The sequence below is a fragment of the Streptomyces sp. NBC_01717 genome, assembly GCF_036248255.1.
Lineage (GTDB): Bacteria > Actinomycetota > Actinomycetes > Streptomycetales > Streptomycetaceae > Streptomyces.
This window is the reverse complement of sequence record NZ_CP109178.1, coordinates 3,863,470-3,881,028: the sequence shown is the minus strand read 5'-3', so window position 1 is coordinate 3,881,028 and position 17,559 is coordinate 3,863,470. Positions and strand designations below refer to the sequence as shown.

Annotated in this window: 19 protein-coding genes; 7 read left to right on the top strand and 12 right to left on the bottom strand. The window is 70.6% G+C overall.

The features are described 5' to 3' along the window. Nucleotides 1-36: 36 nt before the first annotated feature. Nucleotides 37-1,314, top strand: coding sequence for a thymidine phosphorylase (locus OHB49_RS17405; RefSeq protein WP_030969115.1), 1,278 nt, complete (start codon nucleotides 37-39; stop codon nucleotides 1,312-1,314). Between the two features lie 304 nt (nucleotides 1,315-1,618). Next, nucleotides 1,619-1,936 carry an STAS domain-containing protein gene (locus tag OHB49_RS17395; protein ID WP_443079532.1) on the top strand — a complete coding sequence of 106 codons (318 nt, stop codon included), beginning with the start codon at nucleotides 1,619-1,621 and terminating at the stop codon, nucleotides 1,934-1,936. 60 nt (nucleotides 1,937-1,996) lie between these two features. Here the strand turns inward: OHB49_RS17395 and OHB49_RS17390 are convergent, their stop codons facing one another. The 3 genes from OHB49_RS17390 to OHB49_RS17380 all read right to left on the bottom strand — a co-directional run bounded on the left by OHB49_RS17390 (nucleotide 1,997) and on the right by OHB49_RS17380 (nucleotide 5,204). Continuing rightward, the gene (locus OHB49_RS17390) at nucleotides 1,997-2,986 is read right to left on the bottom strand and encodes a sigma-70 family RNA polymerase sigma factor (protein WP_329161342.1); all 990 of its coding nucleotides are present in this window, start codon (nucleotides 2,984-2,986) and stop codon (nucleotides 1,997-1,999) included. A gap of 105 nt (nucleotides 2,987-3,091) precedes the next feature. Next, nucleotides 3,092-3,775: a L,D-transpeptidase family protein gene (locus OHB49_RS17385; RefSeq protein WP_329161340.1), complete on the bottom strand. Its 684-nt coding sequence runs from the start codon at nucleotides 3,773-3,775 to the stop codon at nucleotides 3,092-3,094. A 118-nt stretch (nucleotides 3,776-3,893) separates the two neighbouring features. Then, nucleotides 3,894-5,204 carry an MFS transporter gene (locus OHB49_RS17380; protein WP_329161338.1) on the bottom strand — a complete coding sequence of 437 codons (1,311 nt, stop codon included), beginning with the start codon at nucleotides 5,202-5,204 and terminating at the stop codon, nucleotides 3,894-3,896. A gap of 62 nt (nucleotides 5,205-5,266) precedes the next feature. On the opposite strand from OHB49_RS17380, the gene OHB49_RS17375 reads away from it, so the two are divergent. Next, entirely contained in the window at nucleotides 5,267-6,220 is a 954-nt protein-coding gene (locus OHB49_RS17375) for a LysR family transcriptional regulator (RefSeq protein ID WP_030969126.1), read from the top strand. A gap of 62 nt (nucleotides 6,221-6,282) precedes the next feature. Here OHB49_RS17375 and OHB49_RS17370 read toward each other — a convergent pair whose 3' ends face one another. Beyond that, nucleotides 6,283-7,044, bottom strand: coding sequence for an alpha/beta hydrolase (locus OHB49_RS17370; RefSeq protein ID WP_329161336.1), 762 nt, complete (start codon nucleotides 7,042-7,044; stop codon nucleotides 6,283-6,285). Nucleotides 7,045-7,147: 103 nt separating this feature from the next. Here OHB49_RS17370 and OHB49_RS17365 point away from each other — a divergent pair, with 103 nt between their 5' ends. Both OHB49_RS17365 and OHB49_RS17360 read left to right on the top strand, forming a co-directional pair. Then, on the top strand, nucleotides 7,148-8,302 hold the full coding sequence (locus tag OHB49_RS17365; RefSeq protein ID WP_030969129.1) for an adenosine deaminase: 1,155 nt from the start codon (nucleotides 7,148-7,150) through the stop codon (nucleotides 8,300-8,302). A 135-nt stretch (nucleotides 8,303-8,437) separates the two neighbouring features. Further along, nucleotides 8,438-8,776 (top strand): hypothetical protein, encoded by a 339-nt coding sequence (locus tag OHB49_RS17360; protein ID WP_329161335.1) that lies wholly within the window; start codon nucleotides 8,438-8,440, stop codon nucleotides 8,774-8,776. Between the two features lie 69 nt (nucleotides 8,777-8,845). On the opposite strand, the gene OHB49_RS17355 is transcribed toward OHB49_RS17360, so the two are convergent. The 5 genes from OHB49_RS17355 to afsQ1 form a co-directional block, all read right to left on the bottom strand. Next, nucleotides 8,846-9,052 (bottom strand): PspC domain-containing protein, encoded by a 207-nt coding sequence (locus tag OHB49_RS17355; RefSeq protein WP_030914632.1) that lies wholly within the window; start codon nucleotides 9,050-9,052, stop codon nucleotides 8,846-8,848. A 93-nt stretch (nucleotides 9,053-9,145) separates the two neighbouring features. Next, nucleotides 9,146-9,694: a VanZ family protein gene (locus tag OHB49_RS17350; protein WP_030969134.1), complete on the bottom strand. Its 549-nt coding sequence runs from the start codon at nucleotides 9,692-9,694 to the stop codon at nucleotides 9,146-9,148. 86 nt (nucleotides 9,695-9,780) lie between these two features. Then, nucleotides 9,781-10,407: a GerMN domain-containing protein gene (locus tag OHB49_RS17345; RefSeq protein WP_030969136.1), complete on the bottom strand. Its 627-nt coding sequence runs from the start codon at nucleotides 10,405-10,407 to the stop codon at nucleotides 9,781-9,783. Then, a complete protein-coding gene (locus OHB49_RS17340) occupies nucleotides 10,404-11,942 on the bottom strand; it encodes a HAMP domain-containing sensor histidine kinase (RefSeq protein ID WP_329161333.1) in 1,539 nt (512 codons plus the stop codon). Before OHB49_RS17340 ends, OHB49_RS17345 begins: the two co-directional genes overlap by 4 nt. Beyond that, a complete protein-coding gene (gene afsQ1, locus OHB49_RS17335) occupies nucleotides 11,939-12,616 on the bottom strand; it encodes a two-component system response regulator AfsQ1 (protein WP_176902165.1) in 678 nt (225 codons plus the stop codon). Before afsQ1 ends, OHB49_RS17340 begins: the two co-directional genes overlap by 4 nt. 180 nt (nucleotides 12,617-12,796) lie before the next feature. On the opposite strand from afsQ1, the gene OHB49_RS17330 reads away from it, so the two are divergent. Then, nucleotides 12,797-13,543: a SigE family RNA polymerase sigma factor gene (locus tag OHB49_RS17330; RefSeq protein WP_329161332.1), complete on the top strand. Its 747-nt coding sequence runs from the start codon at nucleotides 12,797-12,799 to the stop codon at nucleotides 13,541-13,543. A gap of 361 nt (nucleotides 13,544-13,904) precedes the next feature. Here the strand turns inward: OHB49_RS17330 and OHB49_RS17325 are convergent, their stop codons facing one another. Then, nucleotides 13,905-14,546: a uridine kinase family protein gene (locus OHB49_RS17325; protein WP_329161331.1), complete on the bottom strand. Its 642-nt coding sequence runs from the start codon at nucleotides 14,544-14,546 to the stop codon at nucleotides 13,905-13,907. A 129-nt stretch (nucleotides 14,547-14,675) separates the two neighbouring features. Here OHB49_RS17325 and OHB49_RS17320 point away from each other — a divergent pair, with 129 nt between their 5' ends. Then, nucleotides 14,676-15,077, top strand: coding sequence for a hypothetical protein (locus OHB49_RS17320; protein ID WP_329161330.1), 402 nt, complete (start codon nucleotides 14,676-14,678; stop codon nucleotides 15,075-15,077). A 68-nt stretch (nucleotides 15,078-15,145) separates the two neighbouring features. On the opposite strand, the gene OHB49_RS17315 is transcribed toward OHB49_RS17320, so the two are convergent. Next, the gene (locus OHB49_RS17315) at nucleotides 15,146-16,099 is read right to left on the bottom strand and encodes an aldehyde dehydrogenase family protein (RefSeq protein ID WP_329161328.1); all 954 of its coding nucleotides are present in this window, start codon (nucleotides 16,097-16,099) and stop codon (nucleotides 15,146-15,148) included. Then, nucleotides 16,099-17,556 carry an aldehyde dehydrogenase family protein gene (locus tag OHB49_RS17310; RefSeq protein WP_030969149.1) on the bottom strand — a complete coding sequence of 486 codons (1,458 nt, stop codon included), beginning with the start codon at nucleotides 17,554-17,556 and terminating at the stop codon, nucleotides 16,099-16,101. Before OHB49_RS17310 ends, OHB49_RS17315 begins: the two co-directional genes overlap by 1 nt. Nucleotides 17,557-17,559: the final 3 nt, after the last annotated feature.

The following is a 17,559-nucleotide window of genomic DNA, read 5'->3' as shown; positions in this document are numbered from 1 at the left end:
TCCTGCGTACGTACCGGCCGGAAGGACTCCCAGGACATGGACGCCATCTCCGTCATCCGCACCAAGCGCGACCGGGGCGAGCTGACCCCAGAGCAGATCGACTGGGTCATCGACGCCTACACCCGCGGCGAGGTCGCCGACGAGCAGATGTCCGCACTGGCCATGGCGATCCTGCTGAACGGTATGAACCGTACGGAGATCGCCCGCTGGACCGCCGCGATGATCGCCTCCGGCGAGCGGATGAACTTCGACTCGCTCTCCCGCCCCACCACCGACAAGCACTCCACCGGCGGCGTCGGCGACAAGATCACCCTGCCGCTCGCTCCGCTGGTCGCGGCCTGCGGAGCCGCCGTGCCGCAGCTCAGCGGCCGCGGTCTCGGCCACACCGGCGGCACCCTCGACAAGCTGGAGTCCATCCCCGGCTGGCGCGCCCACCTCTCGAACGCCGAGATGCTCGACGTCCTGGACACCACCGGCGCCGTGATCTGCGCCGCCGGTGACGGCCTGGCCCCCGCCGACAAGAAGTTGTACGCGCTCCGCGATGTCACCGGCACCGTCGAGGCCATCCCGCTGATCGCCAGCTCGATCATGTCCAAGAAGATCGCCGAGGGCACCGGCGCGCTGGTCCTGGACGTCAAGGTCGGCTCCGGTGCCTTCATGAAGACCATCGAGGACGCCCGTGAACTGGCCTCCACCATGGTCGCTCTGGGCACCGACAGCGGCGTACGGACGGTCGCGCTCCTCACCGACATGGCCACCCCGCTCGGCCTGACCGCGGGCAACGCCCTGGAGGTCCGCGAGTCGGTCGAGGTCCTGGCCGGCGGCGGCCCCAAGGACGTCATCGACCTCACCCTCGCCCTGGCCCGCGAGATGCTCGACGCGGCCGGACTCAAGGACGCCGACCCGGAGAAGGCCCTGGCCGACGGCTCCGCGATGGATGTCTGGCGCCGGATGATCTCCGCCCAGGGCGGCGACCCGGACGCCACGCTCCCGGTCGCCCGCGAGCAGCACGTGGTGGCGGCCCACACCTCCGGCGTACTGACCCGTCTCGACGCGTACGACATCGGCGTCGCCGCCTGGCGCCTCGGCGCGGGCCGGGCCCGCAAGGAGGACCCGGTGCAGGCGGGCGCGGGCATCGAGATGCACGCCAAGCCGGGCGACACGGTGACCAAGGGCCAGCGGCTGCTGACGCTGCACACGGACACCCCGGAGAAGTTCGAGTACGCGCTGAAGGCCCTGCCCGGGTCGTTCGACATCGCCCCGGCCGGCACGGACTTCGCCGCCACCCCGGTGGTGCGGGAACGTATCGCCTGACCTGCGGATTGCTCGTACGGGTGAACGGGACCGGTGGACTGCCGCCGGTCCCGTTCGGCATGCTGGACTCGGTGACGCACCGATGGAGGCGACCGCCATGGGCGCACTCACCGTCGACCTTGTGCCGGGCAGCGGACAGATGGCACCTACCGGGTCCTGGACGCGGTGGAGTACGGCCAGAAGCTGACGTTGCCGGAGCCGTTCCGGCTGGATCTGGACACCGGGGTCTTCCGGGTCAGCTGAGAAGCCCCGTCGCGCAGCGATGAGTTCCGGCCGTTGCGGCGGTCTCCTTCGTGTGGATCCCATGACCCCGAAGGCTCTGGTCATCGCCGGTCGCGTCACCAGGCCCGACGTGCCGGCGCTCTGCGCCGAGCTGGAGTCCCTGCTGTACGACCCCGAGGGCAGGGCCCGCGACCCGGACGCCGGGGTGGACTGCGACGTGGGCGGGGTCGTACAGGTGGATCTGGTCCTGGTCGAGGCGATAGCGCGATTGGGGCTCGTCGCGCGCCGGGCGGGCGGCAGGCGGCTGCGGCTGCGCAACGTGCCGCCCGAGCTGCGGAACCTGCTGGACCTGGTGGGGCTGGCCGACGTCGTGAACGTGGAGGATCGGTGCCGTGACTGAGCCCCCGGCCCCGCACCGCTCGGTCCGCCCCCGGCGCGTTCCGCCGCCGTATGCCCCGCCTCACGCCGCGTCGGTATCGAGGTGGTCCGGCAGACCGAAGAGCGGGAACCAGCGGGGTGTGTCCAGGAAGCAGTGCAGTCCGGTGATCGCACCGTCCGAGATGTCGATGACCTGCACCGCCCACGGCACGAAGCCCGGGCCGTCCGGGTTCGGCTTGTAGTGGGCGAACGCCGGGGTGCCGTTCGCCGCGGTCGCCACCAGGCGGGAGCCCTCGCAGCTCGCGCCGATGGAGACCATGAAGCCGGTGATGTCGTCCTGCCCCTGGAGCCAGAGGTCGAACGGCGGCATCGTCATCACGGCGTCCTCATGGAGCAGCGCGGTCAGCGCCGCCATGTCGTAGCCCTCGAACGCCGCCACGTACCGCTCGAGGAGCTTGCGTTGCTCCTCGTCGAGCGGGTCCGCGGTGTCGGCGGTCCGTCCCTCGTTCTCGCCGAGGGTCGCCCTGGCCCGCTGCAGGGCGCTGTTGACCGAGGCGACCGAGGTGTCGAGCAGCTCGGCGACCTCGCTCGCCTTCCAGGCCAGCACCTCGCGCAGGATCAGCACGGCCCGCTGCTTGGGCGGCAGATGCTGCAGCGCGGCGACGAACGCGAGGCGCACCGACTCCCGTGCCACCGCGGCCTCCGCCGGGTCGGCCACCGACGGCAGGATCCGCCCGTCCGGCATCGGCTCCAGCCAGGTGTTCTCCGGCAGCGGGTTGAGCGCGGCCTGGGCGAGCGGTGTCGGGCCCGTCAGATCGACCGGGCGGGCCCGCTTCTTCCCCGCGTTCAGCATGTCGAGGCAGACGTTGGTGGCGATCCGGTACAGCCAGGAGCGCAGCGACGAACGGCCCTCGAACTTCTCGAAGTTGCGCCAGGCGCGCACCATCGTGTCCTGTACGGCGTCCTCCGCCTCGAAGGCCGAGCCGAGCATCCGGTAGCAGTAACCGGTCAGCTCGGCCCGGTGTCCTTCCAGACGGCTGTCGATGTCCGTCGCTGCCGTCAGATCACTCATCGCTCCACCCCTGTTGCGTTGTGTCACCGCTCACCCGGCACTTCGGAAGCTACAGGAGGCCACTGACAACGGGGGTGGGAAGTGCCGAAGCCGCTTGCGTTCCGGTCACGTTCCGGGCTTGCGCCCGTACACGTACACGTCGTCGCCGTTCTTCAGCAGATTCCAATATGCCTTGGCGTCCGCGTCCCGCATGTTGACGCAGCCGTGCGACCCGGGCGGGTTCCACATCTTCAGACCGACCGAGTGGAAGGCCTGCCCGCCGTCGAAGAACTGCGAGTACGGCATCCACACGTGGTACAGCGACGACCAGTGCTTGATGTGCCGCAGGTAGACCTTCTTCGCCCCGGTGCGGGTCTCGTATCCGTTCCGCCCGCTGCGGATCGGCACCGGACCGTACTTCAGCTTGGCGCCGTCCTGGATCCAGCTCAGCTGCCGGGTCAGGTCCACGCACGCGATGCGCCCCTTGTTGGTGGGGCACTTCTTGTCCTTGTTGGGGTTCTTGCCGGCCGCCTTCTGGGCCGTGAGCGTCTTCATCGTCTGCCAGGTGATCGGCCCCGCGTACCCGATGTCCGGGGTGACCCCGTAGGTGCGCTGGAACGACTGGATCGCCTTGCAGTCGGCCGTCGACTGCTTGCCGTCGACCGTCCGGTGCAGGTACTTCTCGACCTGCTTCTGGTACGGCCCGGTGGACGTGGTGCAGGATGCGGCCTGCGCGGAGGCGCCCGATCCGAGCACGAGCGCCGGCGCGGCCATCAGCCCGGCGACGGACAGCGCGACCGCGCGCCGCATCCGGACTCCCCGTATGTTCCCTACGACTCCCATGTACGCCAACTCCCCTTCGCGCGCTGTGCGGTGGTTCCGCCTGCTAGACGCGCGTCGGGGAGTGGATGGTTGTGCGCCCTATGTCTCAGTTCTGTACGGACGCCACCGGTACGAGCCGGCGCCGCTCGGCCCGGGCGACCCGCGACCCGTACAGCGTGATCGAGACGACGCCGAGGACCGCGAGCAGTCCCATCGACACCGTTCCCGCCCAGCCACCGGCGTGGAAGGCGATCGCGCCGAGCGTGCCGCCCGCGCTGGAGCCCAGGTAGTACGCGGACTGGTAGAGCGCCGACGCCTGCGCCCGGCCCTTCGTCGCGGTCCGGCTCACGGACGACGAGGCGACCGCGTGCCCGGCGAAGAAGCCCGCCGTGATCAGGACCAGGCCGAGCAGTACGGCGGCCACCTGGTCGGCGAGCGAGAGCAGCAGACCGGCCGCCGTGGTGGAGACGGCCAGGTAGAGCGCGCCCCGGCGGCCGAGTCGGGCGACGAGCCGGCCGGCCGCGGCCGACGACACCGTACCGACGAGGTAGACCAGGAAGATCGAGCCGATGACGCCCTGCGGGAGATTGAACGGTTCGCCGATCAGCCGGTAGCCGATCACCGTGTAGACCGCGCCGAACACCGTCATGAACAGGGCGCCGATCGCGTACAGCCTGCGCAGCAGCGGATCGGCGAGGTGTCCGCCCACCGTCTTCGCCAGGGCCTTCGGGTTCAGCGTGCCGGGCGTGAAGTTACGGGCCTTCGGGATCATGAAGTGGAAGACGACCGCGCAGGCCACGGCCAGCAGCCCGACCGCGCCCAGCGCCGCCCGCCAGCCCCACAGCTGGGCGATCCAGCCGGTGAGGATGCGGCCGCTCATGCCGCCGATGCTGTTGCCCGCCACGAACAGCCCGATCGCGGCCACCAGTGCCTTGGGCCGTACCTCCTCGGCCAGATACGCCATCGCGGAGGCGGGCAGCCCGGCCAGGGCCGCGCCCTGGACGGCGCGCAGGGCGATCAGCCAGCCGAGCGAGGGGGCGAACGGCACGAGCAGGCCCACCAGTACGGCGACCGTCAGCGACGCGGTCATCAACTGCCGTCGTCCGAACCGCTCGGAGAGCGCACTCATCGGCAGCACACACAGCGCCAGCGCACCCGTCGCCGCGGAGACCGTCCAGCTGGCCTGGCCGGCCGAGGCGCCGAAACCGGCGGAGACGGCGGGCAGCAGCGCCTGGGTGGAGTAGAGGAGTGCGAACGTCGCGACACCGGCGGCGAAGAGCGCGAAGCTCATCCGGCGGTAGCCCGGGCCGCCGGGCTCCAGCCGGTCCGGAACGGTGGCGGCAGCGGGGGCGACGGGTGCTGACGGGGCTGAGGCGTCCAGCGTGAGGGTGGACGCCTTGGTACTGGCAGGAGGCATACCTCGAAAGTAGATCGCTCTGATTCATGCGTCCAATGCACGAACTTGCAATAATCAATCCCATGGTGCATGAACACAGCTCACGGCCTCGGCTGTCACCGAGTAGTTACGAAGAAGACATTCGCGCGGTCCTCGCGCCGCGGCTCGCGTACTTCGAGGCGGTGGCCCGCCACGAGCACGTCACCCGCGCCGCGCACGAGCTCGGCGTCCCGCAGTCCACGCTGTCGCGGGCGATGGTCAGGCTGGAACAGGACCTGGGCGTCGCCCTGTTCGCCCGGAAGGGCCGTACCGTCTCCCTCACCCCGGCGGGCCGCACCTTCCTGGGATCCGCCGAGCGGGCCCTCGCCGAGGTGGAGCGGGCAGCGGACTCGGTACGGGCCGACGCCGACCCGACGGCGGGCAAGGTGGCCTTCGGCTTCCTGCACACGATGGGCTCGGAGACCGTTCCCGCGCTGATCCGGGCCTTCCGCGCCGACCACCCCCGCGTGCGTTTCCAACTCGTGCAGAACTACGGCGAGGCGATGATCGAGCGGCTCCGGGCCGGCGGCCTGGACCTCTGCCTCACCTCACCCGTCCCGGACGCCCCCGACCTGGTGGCCCGCCGTCTCGACGAGCAGCGGCTGCGCCTGGTCGTCCCCGATGACCACCGTCTCGCCTCCCGCAGGCGCATCCGCCTGGCCGAGGCCGCCGACGAGGCTTTCGTGACCCTGGAGCCGGGGTACGGCCTGCGGCGGATCACCGACGACCTGTGCGCGGAGGCGGGCTTCACGCCCCGCGTGGCGTTCGAGGGCGAGGAGGCGGAGACGCTGCGCGGCCTGGTGGCCGCCGGCCTCGGCGTGGCCCTGCTGCCGCCGCCCGCGGTGGCCCGTCCGGGCGTCGTCGAACTGACGGTCACGGCCCCGCGTGCGGCCCGCGAGATCGGCGTGGCCTGGCTGGACGGCCACCCGGACACACCCCCGGTTGCGGCGTTCAAGCAGTTCCTGCTGTCGCGCCGGGGACATCTGCTGCCCGACTGACGGACGCTAGTGCGTGCGCAGTCATGCAGCGCATTTCGGGCGGCCAGGGCGTCCCGCGCGCCCTAGGACTTCAACGACCGCCCGAACCCGGCGGCCAGCGGCATCCGCAGCCCCAGCGGTGGGGGCGCCGCCAGCGCGTCGGCGACCGGGCGGGCGTAGGTGCGCCCGAACAGCGATCCCCGCACGAAGTCCACCGCCAGCGCCACCACTTCGGCCCGATGCTGGCGCAGGGCGTGGCCGTCCGAGTGGACCTCGAAGCGGCAGGTGTTCCGGTTGGCCTTCTTGGCGCGCTGGGCCAGGCGGAACGACAACTCCGGGTCGGAGCGTGCGTCGTTCGTGCCGTGGACGAGCAATACCTGGCGGCCCAGCAGATGTTTCACCGGCTCCTGCTCCTCCGACGGCTCCTCGGGCAGCCAAGGGGCCATCGCCAGTACCGAGTTGACCGCCGGATGGCCGCCCGCGCGCAGCGCCGCGCGGCCGCCCATGCCGTGCCCGGCCAGGCAGACGGGGACGTCGCCGTACCGTCGTACGACCTCCTCCACCGCCCACTCGGCGTCCGCCGCGAGCTGCGCGTCGGTGGCGTTCCAGCCGCGGCAGCGGTAGTGCACGACATGCGCGGCCAGCCCGTCGTCCTGGCCGGCCCGGGCCAGGGTGCGGGCGAGCGGCAACTGGAGCGCGTACGACAGAGAGGAAGGGCGGCGGTGCGAGTCGGCCTCGCCGTCCGGGAGCAGCAGGACCACTCCGCTGACCGCAGGTTGTGCTCCGGCCGTCTTCACGGCCCGTCCCAGCCTTGGAGCAGGCAGGGGGAGTGCGCGCTGTCCCATGACAGAACAGTGTCAGAAGGACAGGTGTACTCCACCCGTATTCGCGGTCACTGTTACGTATCGGCGGGCGGCGCTCTACGCGCGTAGGCGCTAGAGTGCCCAGATGATGAGCCCGACCCTCCATGTGCCCGGCCCCGACCAGATCCGGCGCGCCCCCAAGGTGCTGCTCCACGACCACCTCGACGGCGGTCTGCGTCCCGGCACGATCATCGACCTGGCCCGTGACGCGGGCTACGAAGCCCTTCCCGAGACCGAAGCGGACAAGCTCGGCATCTGGTTCCGCGAAGCGGCCGACTCCGGCTCGCTGGAGCGCTACCTCGAGACGTTCGCCCACACCTGCGCCGTCATGCAGACCCGCGAGGCCCTGGTCCGGGTGGCCGCGGAGTGCGCCGAGGACCTCGCCGCGGACGGCGTCGTCTACGCGGAGGTGCGGTACGCCCCCGAGCAGCACCTGGAAGCCGGGCTGACCCTCGAAGAGGTCGTCGAGGCGGTCAACGAGGGCTTCCGTGAGGGTGAGCGCCGGGCCAGGCTGGACGGCAACCGGATCCGGGTGGGTGCCCTTCTCACCGCCATGCGGCACGCCGCCCGCGCTCTGGAGATCGCCGAACTCGCCAACCGTTACCGGGATCTGGGCGTCGTCGGCTTCGACATCGCGGGTGCCGAGGCGGGCTACCCGCCCACCCGTCACCTCGACGCCTTCGAGTTCCTCAAGCGGGAGAACAACCACTTCACCATCCACGCGGGCGAGGCCTTCGGTCTGCCGTCGATCTGGCAGGCGCTCCAGTGGTGCGGCGCCGACCGGCTCGGCCACGGCGTCCGCATCATCGACGACATCGAGGTCGCCGAGGACGGCAGTGTGACGCTCGGCCGTCTCGCCTCGTACGTACGGGACAAGCGCATCCCGCTGGAGATGTGCCCGACATCCAACCTGCAGACCGGTGCCGCCTCCTCCTACGCCGAGCACCCGATCGGGCTGTTGCGCAGGCTGCATTTCCGGGCCACCGTGAATACGGACAACCGGCTGATGAGCGGTACGAGCATGAGCCAGGAATTCGAGCGGCTGACCGAGACCTTCGGATACACGCTCGACGACATTCAGTGGTTCACAGTCAATGCGATGAAATCAGCATTCATTCCTTTCGATGAACGTCTGGCGATGATCAACGACGTGATCAAGCCCGGATACGCCGAGCTGAAGTCGGAGTGGCTGTTCGAGCAGACCGCTGCGACCAGCGCATCTTCCGCTTCCGCGGGCTGAATCAGGCTTCTGTGACAAACGGCCGGGAAGATCAGATCCCGGCCGTTTGCCGCGTCCGCCATGTTTGCGGGACGGGTAGCGCGCTGGCTAGGTTGCAGAGCCGCTCGCATCCCCTTCCCCAAGGATGAATTTCACATGAAGCAGTCTGCTGCCAGGACTCTCGGTGTCGCCGCTCTCGGTGCCGCTTTCGCCGCTGCCGCTGCCGCTGCCGGTACGGCCTCCGCCGCCGCGCTTCCCCTCGACACCGCGACCTCCGCTCTGCCGACCGCCACCCTGCCGATCGCCGGTTCCGCACTGGGGACCGCCACCCAGTCCCTGCCGGTTCAGGACGCGGCCACGAAGCTCCTCGGCAGTGGCCAGACCGAGATCCTCAACGACGCCACCGCCCCGGCCAAGGGCCTGCTCGGCGGGCTGCCCGCCGGTGGTGTGACCACCAGCGGTCTGTCGACCAACGGTCTTCCGCTCGGCGGCTGACCCGCGCACATACGTGAGTGGGGCGGACACCCTGACCGGGTGTCCGCCCCACTCACGTATGTGCCAGGGCTACCAGGCGGTGGTGGCCGCCGATGCCTTCTCGGCCGGCAGCAGCAGCCACAGCGCCAGATAGAGCAGGAACTGCGGGCCGGGCAGCAGGCACGAGACGAGGAAGATCACGCGCATGGTCCCAGCGGATGTGCCGAAGCGCCGTGCCAGCGCTGCGCACACTCCGCCGATCATGCGTCCGTCACGGGGGCGGGCAAGTGCGGCCATGGTGGGCTCCTTCGCGAACAGTTGCCGAGGAGCAGCTCCGTCGTGCTCCCCATGTATCCATGGTGGCCCGGCGAACAGGGGCAAAGCGTCGCTCTACGGTGCGATACCGACCCTGGAAATCGTCGGGGTCGACCCCTGAGGCGTCTCGTCCCTGGGTCGCGGAACCAGCCGTACCCGGTCCTTCCCGCGACGGCGCAGCCGCTTCCGGCACACCGGCACGACCAGCAGATGGGCGAGCCCCACGCCCACGGTGTTCAGCAGCAGCGAGTCGACATCGACGACCTGACCCGGCACCCCGGTCTGCGCCAGCTCGATCGTCAGCGAGATCAGCGACCCGGCGGCGACGGTACGGGCCAGCGAGGCCCACGGGGACACATGAAGCCGTCCCCCGGCCATGGGCAGCAGCACCCCCAGCGGCGCCAGCAGCAGCAACCCCTCACCGATCCGGTGCGCCGCCTCGGCCGGGCCGAGGGACAGGTCGGTCCTTATACCGGCGAAGGGACGAAGATTGGCGGCCGTCATCCACGGCACATCCAGGGGGCGCAGAGTCAGCCACCCGACAAGCAGCAGATGCGCGAGGAGGAGAAACACCCCGACCGCGCGGAAGCGGATGACGGCTTGGCCGCCCGAACCTTGACGCACGCCCCCCAAGACGCGGCTACCGGCAGGATCGGTTCCGCCCCGCCTCAGGATGACTCGAAGACCACACACAGCGCGGGGGCCGGCCCTCAGGACAGCTTCGCCGCACCGAGCGTCGGCACGGCCTCCGGCCGGGCCTTCGTCTCCGAGGTGCACAGGTAGGCGCGCGGCGCGTAATTCCCCGGTCCGCCGAGCAGCACAGTGCCGTCCGAGGCCAGCGACTCGCTCTCCGCGTACGTGCACACGATCTGTGCCAGGGCCTCCGACGGCAGGTCCTCGGGCTGCTCGCTGAGCCGTAGCACGGCCGCCGGATCGTCCCCGCGGGCGCCGCTGATCTGCAGGTTCGCCGGTACGTCGGTGGAGAAGCCGGCCTGCCGCTCATCGGCGGCCGGCTCCTCCTGAAGCTCGTCGAGGAGCGCCTGCGCGACCCGGATCCGGTCGGACTTCGCTTCGTGGATCTGCACCGAACGGTCCACCGTGACCAGCTGCGAGGCACAGACCAGATAGATCTGCACCGGGATCCCCTGCATCGCCTGTGTGCTGACGTCCTCCGCGGACATCGAGCACGGCACCCGGGACGGCGCGGCCCCGGCGTCGACCGGCACCGAAGTGGTCCTGATCCCGCACCCGGCGGCCAGCACGGCGCAGACGACGGCGCCGGCCAGCGCTCCGGCCGCGCGGCGCGCCCGACGCGTACCACGGTTGCTGCGCCTCACGTCGCGTCCCCCTCCTCGTCCCGGGCCTCGGCTCCTCGGTCCCGCGCGGTGCGGGTGAGCTCTTCGGCATCGCGCGGCAGACGCAGCACGAACACCGCGCCGTCGCCGTCCGGCGAGTTCGCGGCCGTGATGTCACCGCCGTGGATGTGCGCGTTCTCCATGGCGATCGACAGACCGAGCCCGCTGCCCTCCGAACGCGGCCGGGAGGCACTGGCCTTGTAGAAGCGGTCGAAGACGTGCGGCAGGACGTCCTCCGGGATGCCCGGGCCGTGGTCGCGCACCTCGATGACGAGTTCGTCGCCGTCGGTTCGTACCGCGACGCGTACCGGCGATCCGCCGTGCTTCAGCGCGTTGCCGATCAGATTCGCCAGGATCACATCGAGCCTGCGCGGATCGAGGCGGACCATCATGCCGCGCTCGGCGTCCAGATCCACCGCGTCCAGCCAGGCGCGGGCGTCGATGCAGGCGGTGACCTGGTCGGCGACATCGACCGTGTCGAGGACGAGCCGGGCCGTACCCGCGTCGAAGCGGGTGACCTCCATCAGGTTCTCCACCAGGTCGTTCAGCCGCCTGGTCTCGCTGACCACCAGATGCACGGCGGGCGCGATCATCGGGTCGAGGCTGTCGGCCTCGTCCTCCAGCACCTCGGCGACCGCGGTGATCGCGGTGAGCGGGGTGCGCAGTTCGTGCGACATGTCGGCGACGAACCGGCGGCTGGACTCCTCCCGCGCGCTCATGTCCGCGACCTTCTTCTCCAGAGAACTCGCGGCTCTGTTGAACGTACGGGAAAGATCGGCGAGTTCATCGGTGCCGGAGACCACGAGCCGGGTGTCGAGCTTGCCCTCACCGAGCTTGCGCGCCGCGTCACCGAGCCGTTGCACCGGCCGCAGCACCGTCGTCGCGGCGGCCTGCGCGAGCAGCGCCGAGCCGACCAGGGCAAGTCCGGTGGCGATCCCCAGTGACCACGCGAGGGAGTTGAGATCCTGCCGTTCCTGGTCGAGCGACTTCAGCATGTAGCCGGTCGGACCACCACCGATGATCCTCGTGCCGGCCACCAGGTACGGCGTACCGCGGATCGAGGTGCGCTGCCAGAACAGGTGGTACGGGTACGTGTTGCCCGCCTCCGCCGGCTGCTTCCTGTTGACCTGCTGCTGCAACGAGAGCGGCACGTTGTCCAGCGTGAACGTGTCCAGATTGGAGTTGCCCACGATCGGCTTGTCGCCGTCGCGCTTGTCGACGAGCAGCACGCTGTAGCCGGGACTGCTGCTCGCCATCTGCACGGCGGCGTTCTGCAGATCGTCCTTGGTGGGGTGCAACGGCAGCGACGCCGCCCGGTTCTGCATCTCCTGCCGGAAGTCCCCGAGCGCCGCGTCCTGCGTACGAGTCAGCACGGCCTCGCGGTTGAGCCAGTACGCGATCCCCGACGCGGACACCGCAGCGGTCAGCGCAACCAGCGCGAACACGACGACGAGGCGCAGCCGCAGACTGGTCCAGCGAAGACCGGCGAGCAGGCTGCGCTTGGCAGCAGCGGTCACTGCGGCGAGTCCAGCCGGTAGCCCACGCCCCGCACGGTACGGATCAGGGTCGGCGAGGACGGTACGTCCTCCACCTTGGCGCGCAGCCGCTGCACACAGGCGTCGACGAGCCGGGAGTCACCGAGGTAGTCGTGCTCCCACACCAGCCGCAGCAACTGCTGCCGCGACAGGGCCTGTCCGGGCCTGCGGCTCAGCTCCAGCAGGAGCCGCAGCTCGGTCGGCGTGAGCTGCAGGTCCTCCCCGTTCTTGGTCACCGTCATCGCGGAACGGTCGATGACCACATTGCCGAACGTCGCCGAGTCGGTGGACTCGCGTTCGCCGCGGCGCAGCACCGCACGGATCCGGGCGTCCAGCACCCGGCCCTGCACGGGCTTGACCACATAGTCGTCGGCGCCGGACTCCAGTCCGACGACGACGTCGATGTCGTCGCTGCGCGCCGTCAGCAGAATGATCGGCAGCTGGTCGGTGCGCCGGATGCGCCGGCACACCTCGAAACCGTCGATGCCGGGCAGCATCACATCCAGCACGACCAGGTCCGGCCGCTGCTCACGCAGCAGTTTCAGGCCGTCCTCTCCCGTAGCCGCGGTGGCCACACGGTGGCCCTGGCGTGACAGCGAGAGTTCGAGGGCCGTGCGGATGGCGTCGTCGTCCTCGATCAGCAACAGGAAAGGCACGGGGGTCATTCTGGCCCATGGAAGAGCCTCAGTTCGACCGTTGGAGGCCTCTCATTCGGACGGCACGCCGGTCGGAGGGCCTGTGACAGGTCTGTGACAGTCGGCGGACAGCGCCATGAAACTGCCCGGGCAAGCTCATTGGCAGATGGAACGGACGGACACCACCGACGGGGGCGCGAGATGAACGCACTGCACAGCACCACCTCAAGCGCAGTTGTCACGCGTCTCCACGACGTCGGCAGGGGCACCGAGAAGTCCGGCGCCGCGGCTCGGGGGTGCGTTCGTGGCGCCGGGCGTCAGCACATGTCGTACATGACGGTGGTCGACGCGTCTTCGGGGGGCAACGGGGGAGCGGTGTACGGGGAGGGCCCGGGGGAGCGGAAGCCCCTGGCGGAGACCGCGGACGCCGAAGCGGCGTTCACGGCCTACGTCCAGGAGCGCCGTGCCTCCCTGTACGCAACCGCCTACCACCTGACCGGTGACCGGTTCGAGGCCGAGGACCTGCTGCAGAGCGCCCTCTTCTCGACGTACCGGGCATGGGACCGGATCAGCGACAAGGCGGCGGTCGGCGGGTATCTGCGCCGCACCATGACCAATCTGCACATCAGCGCCTGGCGCCGGCGCAAGCTGAACGAATACCCGACCGAGGAGCTGCCGGAGACGGCGGGCGACACGGACGCGATGCGCGGTACGGAACTGCGCGCCGTGCTCTGGCAGGCGCTGGCGCGGCTGCCGGAACTCCAGCGCACGATGCTGGTCCTGCGGTACTACGAGGGGCGCACGGATCCGGAGATCGCGTCGATCCTCGACATCAGTGTCGGCACGGTGAAGTCGAGCATCTGGCGGTCGCTGCGACGGCTGCGCGAGGACGAGGTGCTGAGCTTCGGCCGTGACGAGGAGGAGTCCTTCGGCGAGCTGGTGGCCTGAAGGCAGCGGGGGGAACCGGGGGAACGGGAGCTGCCGCTTCGGGGGAAGCGGTGGTTCACGGGGGAACACAGCAGGGTCGGACGGGCCGGGGGTCCTGTCCGGCCCTGAGGTGCGTTCGGGGCGCCGGCGCAAGGGGCGGCGTCCTTGCGCGGCTCTGCCCCGGACCCCGGTCCTCAAGTGCTGAAGGGGCCGGGCCGGCTCGAAGGCGTGGTGGTCAGTCGCGGGAGCCCGGATCTCGACAGGCTGCCCATCGGTCCGTGGGCCGGGCTGGGGGTGCTCGCCGGATGGGCGGTGGCCGCACTGCTCGGAGGCGGGCCGGCACTCGGGCTGCGGGACGCCCGAATTCCCGGCGTGTTCCCGGCTACGCCACCCCGCGTGCCGCCGGGGCCCGGCGGCAGCGGCCGGCCGCCGCCGCGGCCAGTCGTCCCAGTGCCTCCTGCTTCCCGCAGGGATACGCGCCGAGTGCCGTCTGGTGCGCCACGATCCGTCGTTCCGCCCGCATCAGGCGCCATCCCCGCCGCAGCAGGAACGGCACCGACTTCCGGCCCTCGCGCAGATCCCGCAGCAACCTGCGGCGGAACGTCGTCGTCGGGCGGCCGCGCAGGCACAGCGCGTCCGCCAGGACACCCAGGTCCTGGCACCGCTCCACTATCTCCGCCGCGAAGATGCCCTCGGCCACGAACAGCGGCGTGCGCTCGATGTGGAGCGCCTCGCGGTCGACCCGGGAGCTGGTGGAGATGTCGTACACCGGGACGTTCGTACGTCCCGTGCGGCACAGCTCCGTGATGGCGGCGACCGCCGCGTCCGCGTCCCAGGACTGTGCGGAGTCCCAGTCGATGTCCGAACTGCCCGGGACCAGCGGCAGCGTGGGGTCGTCGCCCTCCTTGTAGAAGTCGTCCAGGCGCAGCACCGGAAGGTCGGTGCGGGCGGCCAGGGAGGACTTGCCGGAGCCGGAGGGGCCCGCGAGCAGCACGACGCGGGTCGGGATCGGTTGGGGACTCACGGGACACCAGTCTGAGGCATCGACCCGCGCTGGGAACCCCCCGGGGCCCGTGTTGGTATCCAGCATCACACCTCAACTACGCTACGTACCCAGATGATTACTCGATCGGTTCGATCAGGTGGGAACTCCATGGCACGTCATGCACTTTCCAGGTCCCGGCGCCGTGCGCTGCTGCGCGCAGGTCTGACCGTCACCGCGGTGGGCGCCGCGCTCGGTGCGGGGGGTGCGGCGGCGCAGGCCGCGCCGCTGCCCGTCGCGCCGGCCTCGGGCGCCGACAGCAGCCTCGGTGCGGTCGGCGATGCGACCGGCGGCGCGACCGGGGCGCTCGGGCACGCGGTCTCGCCCATCACGCAGTTGCAGCTCGACCCGCTGGCCAACACGGGCGTGGACCCGCTGGCGAACGGGGTGGGCACGCAGGTCGCCGACTTCAAGCCGCTCTCCACGGGCGTCGCCACCGATCCGCTGACCCGTGGCGGCGCACTGAAGGACCTGCCGGTGGTGGGGCAGGTCACCGGGCTGCTGCACGGCTGAGCCCGGCGCACAGGGCTGCGGCCCGCCCCTCCGCAGTGTTCCGGAGGGGCGGGCCGCAGCCGCGTCGGTCAGTAGGAGGAACCCGAGACGCCGAGTGCGCCCGTGGGGTGCCAGACCGTCTTGGTCTCCAGGAAGGCCGTCAGGCGGTGGGTGCCCGGGTCGGCCGACCAGTCTTCGTCCACAGCCTGTGGATGAGCGGCGCCCTGCGCCTCCTTCCCGGGGCGGCGGGAGACGGCTGGTCGGAGAACTCGCTTCAGGTTGTCCGCCGCCGCGATCTCCAGTTCCTTCGCCAGTTCGGCGTCGGCGCCGGTGAGGTCGATCGCGTTGACGTCCTGGTGGGCCGCGAGCGGGGCCGCGAGTTCCGCCGTCTTCCCGGAAAGGATGTTCACCACACCGCCCGGCAGGTCGGAGGTGGCCAGCACCTCGCCCAGGGACAGCGCCGGCAGCGGGGCGTCGGCGGACGCGATGACGACGGCCGCGTTGCCGGTCGCGATCACCGGGGCGACGACCGAGACCAGGCCCAGGAACGACGACTCCTGCGGCGCGACGACCACGACCACACCGGTCGGCTCGGGCGTGGACAGGTTGAAGAAGGGGCCCGCGACCGGGTTCGCCCCGCCCACGATCTGGCCGATCTTGTCGGTCCACCCCGCGTACCAGACCCAGCGGTCGACGGCCGCGTCCACGACGGCCGCCGCCTTGGACTTCGACAGCCCCTCCGCGTCCGCCACTTCACGTACGAACTGGCCCTTGCGGCCCTCCAGCATCTCCGCGATGCGGTAGAGGATCTGGCCGCGGTTGTACGCCGTCGCGCCCGACCATCCGCCGAACGCCTTGCGGGCGGCCACGACCGCGTCACGCGCGTCCTTGCGGGACGACTGCGGGGCGTTCGCCAGCCACTTGCCCTTGGAGTCCGTCACCTCGTACACCCGGCCGCTCTCGGAGCGGGGGAACTTGCCCCCGACGTACAGCTTGTAGGTCTTGAAGACGCTCAGTCGGTCAGTGTGCTCAACTGCATTCATCAACGCTCGCCCTCCGGGCTCGACGGGGCGAGGTACGCCTCCAGGCCGTGACGGCCGCCTTCGCGGCCGAAGCCCGACTCCTTGTAGCCGCCGAACGGCGAGGTCGGGTCGAACTTGTTGAACGTGTTGGCCCAGACCACGCCCGCCCGGAGCTTGTTCGCCACCGCGAGGATGCGGGAGCCCTTCTCCGTCCAGATGCCGGCCGACAGGCCGTACTGGCTGTTGTTGGCCTTGGCGACCGCCTCGTCCGGCGTACGGAACGACAGGACGGACAGCACCGGGCCGAAGATCTCGTCGCGGGCGATGGTGTGCGCCTGGGTGACGTTCGTGAACAGCGTCGGGGCGAACCAGTAGCCGGACGACGGGAGGTCACAGGGGGCGGACCAGCGTTCGGCGCCCTCCGCCTCGCCCGTCTCGACCAGCGCCGTGATCCGGGAGAGCTGCTCCTGGGAGTTGATCGCGCCGATGTCGGTGTTCTTGTCCAGCGGGTCGCCGAGGCGCAGCGTGGACAGCCGGCGCTTCAGGGAGTCCAGCAGCTCGTCCTGGATCGACTCCTGGACGAGGAGGCGCGAGCCCGCGCAGCAGACCTGGCCCTGGTTGAAGAAGATGCCGGTGACGATGCCCTCGACGGCCTGGTCGATCGGAGCGTCGTCGAAGACGATGTTCGCGCCCTTGCCGCCCAGCTCCAGGGTGACCTTCTTGTCGGTGCCCGCGACCTGGCGGGCGATGGCCTTGCCGACCGCGGTCGAGCCGGTGAAGGCGACCTTGTCGACGTCAGGGTGCTCGACGAGGGCCGCGCCCGCGTCCCCGTACCCGGTGAGGATGTTCACGACGCCCTTGGGCAGGCCCGCCTGGCGGCAGATGTCCGCGAAGAACAGTGCGGAGAGCGGGGTCGTCTCGGCGGGCTTCAGGACGACCGTGTTGCCGGTGGCGAGCGCCGGGGCGATCTTCCAGGCCAGCATCAGCAGCGGGAAGTTCCACGGGATGACCTGGCCCGCGACGCCGAGCGGCCGGGGGTTCGGGCCGTAACCGGCGTGGTCGAGCTTGTCGGCCCAACCCGCGTAGTAGAAGAAGTGCGCCGCGACCAGCGGCAGGTCCGCGTCGCGGGTCTCCTTGATCGGCTTGCCGTTGTCGAGGGTTTCGAGAACGGCGAGCTCGCGGCTGCGCTCCTGGATGATCCGGGCGATCCGGAAGAGGTACTTGGCGCGCTCGGAGCCGGGCAGCGCCGACCACTTCTCGAACGCCTTGCGGGCCGCCTTCACGGCCCGGTCGACGTCCGCGGCGCCGGCCTGCGCGACCTCGGAGAGGACCTCCTCGGACGACGGGGAGACCGTCTTGAAGACCTTGCCGTCGGCCGCGTCGGTGAACTCGCCGTCGATGAACAGCCCGTACGAGGGAGCGATGTCGACGACCGACCGCGACTCGGGGGCGGGTGCGTACTCGAATGCAGATGCCATGGG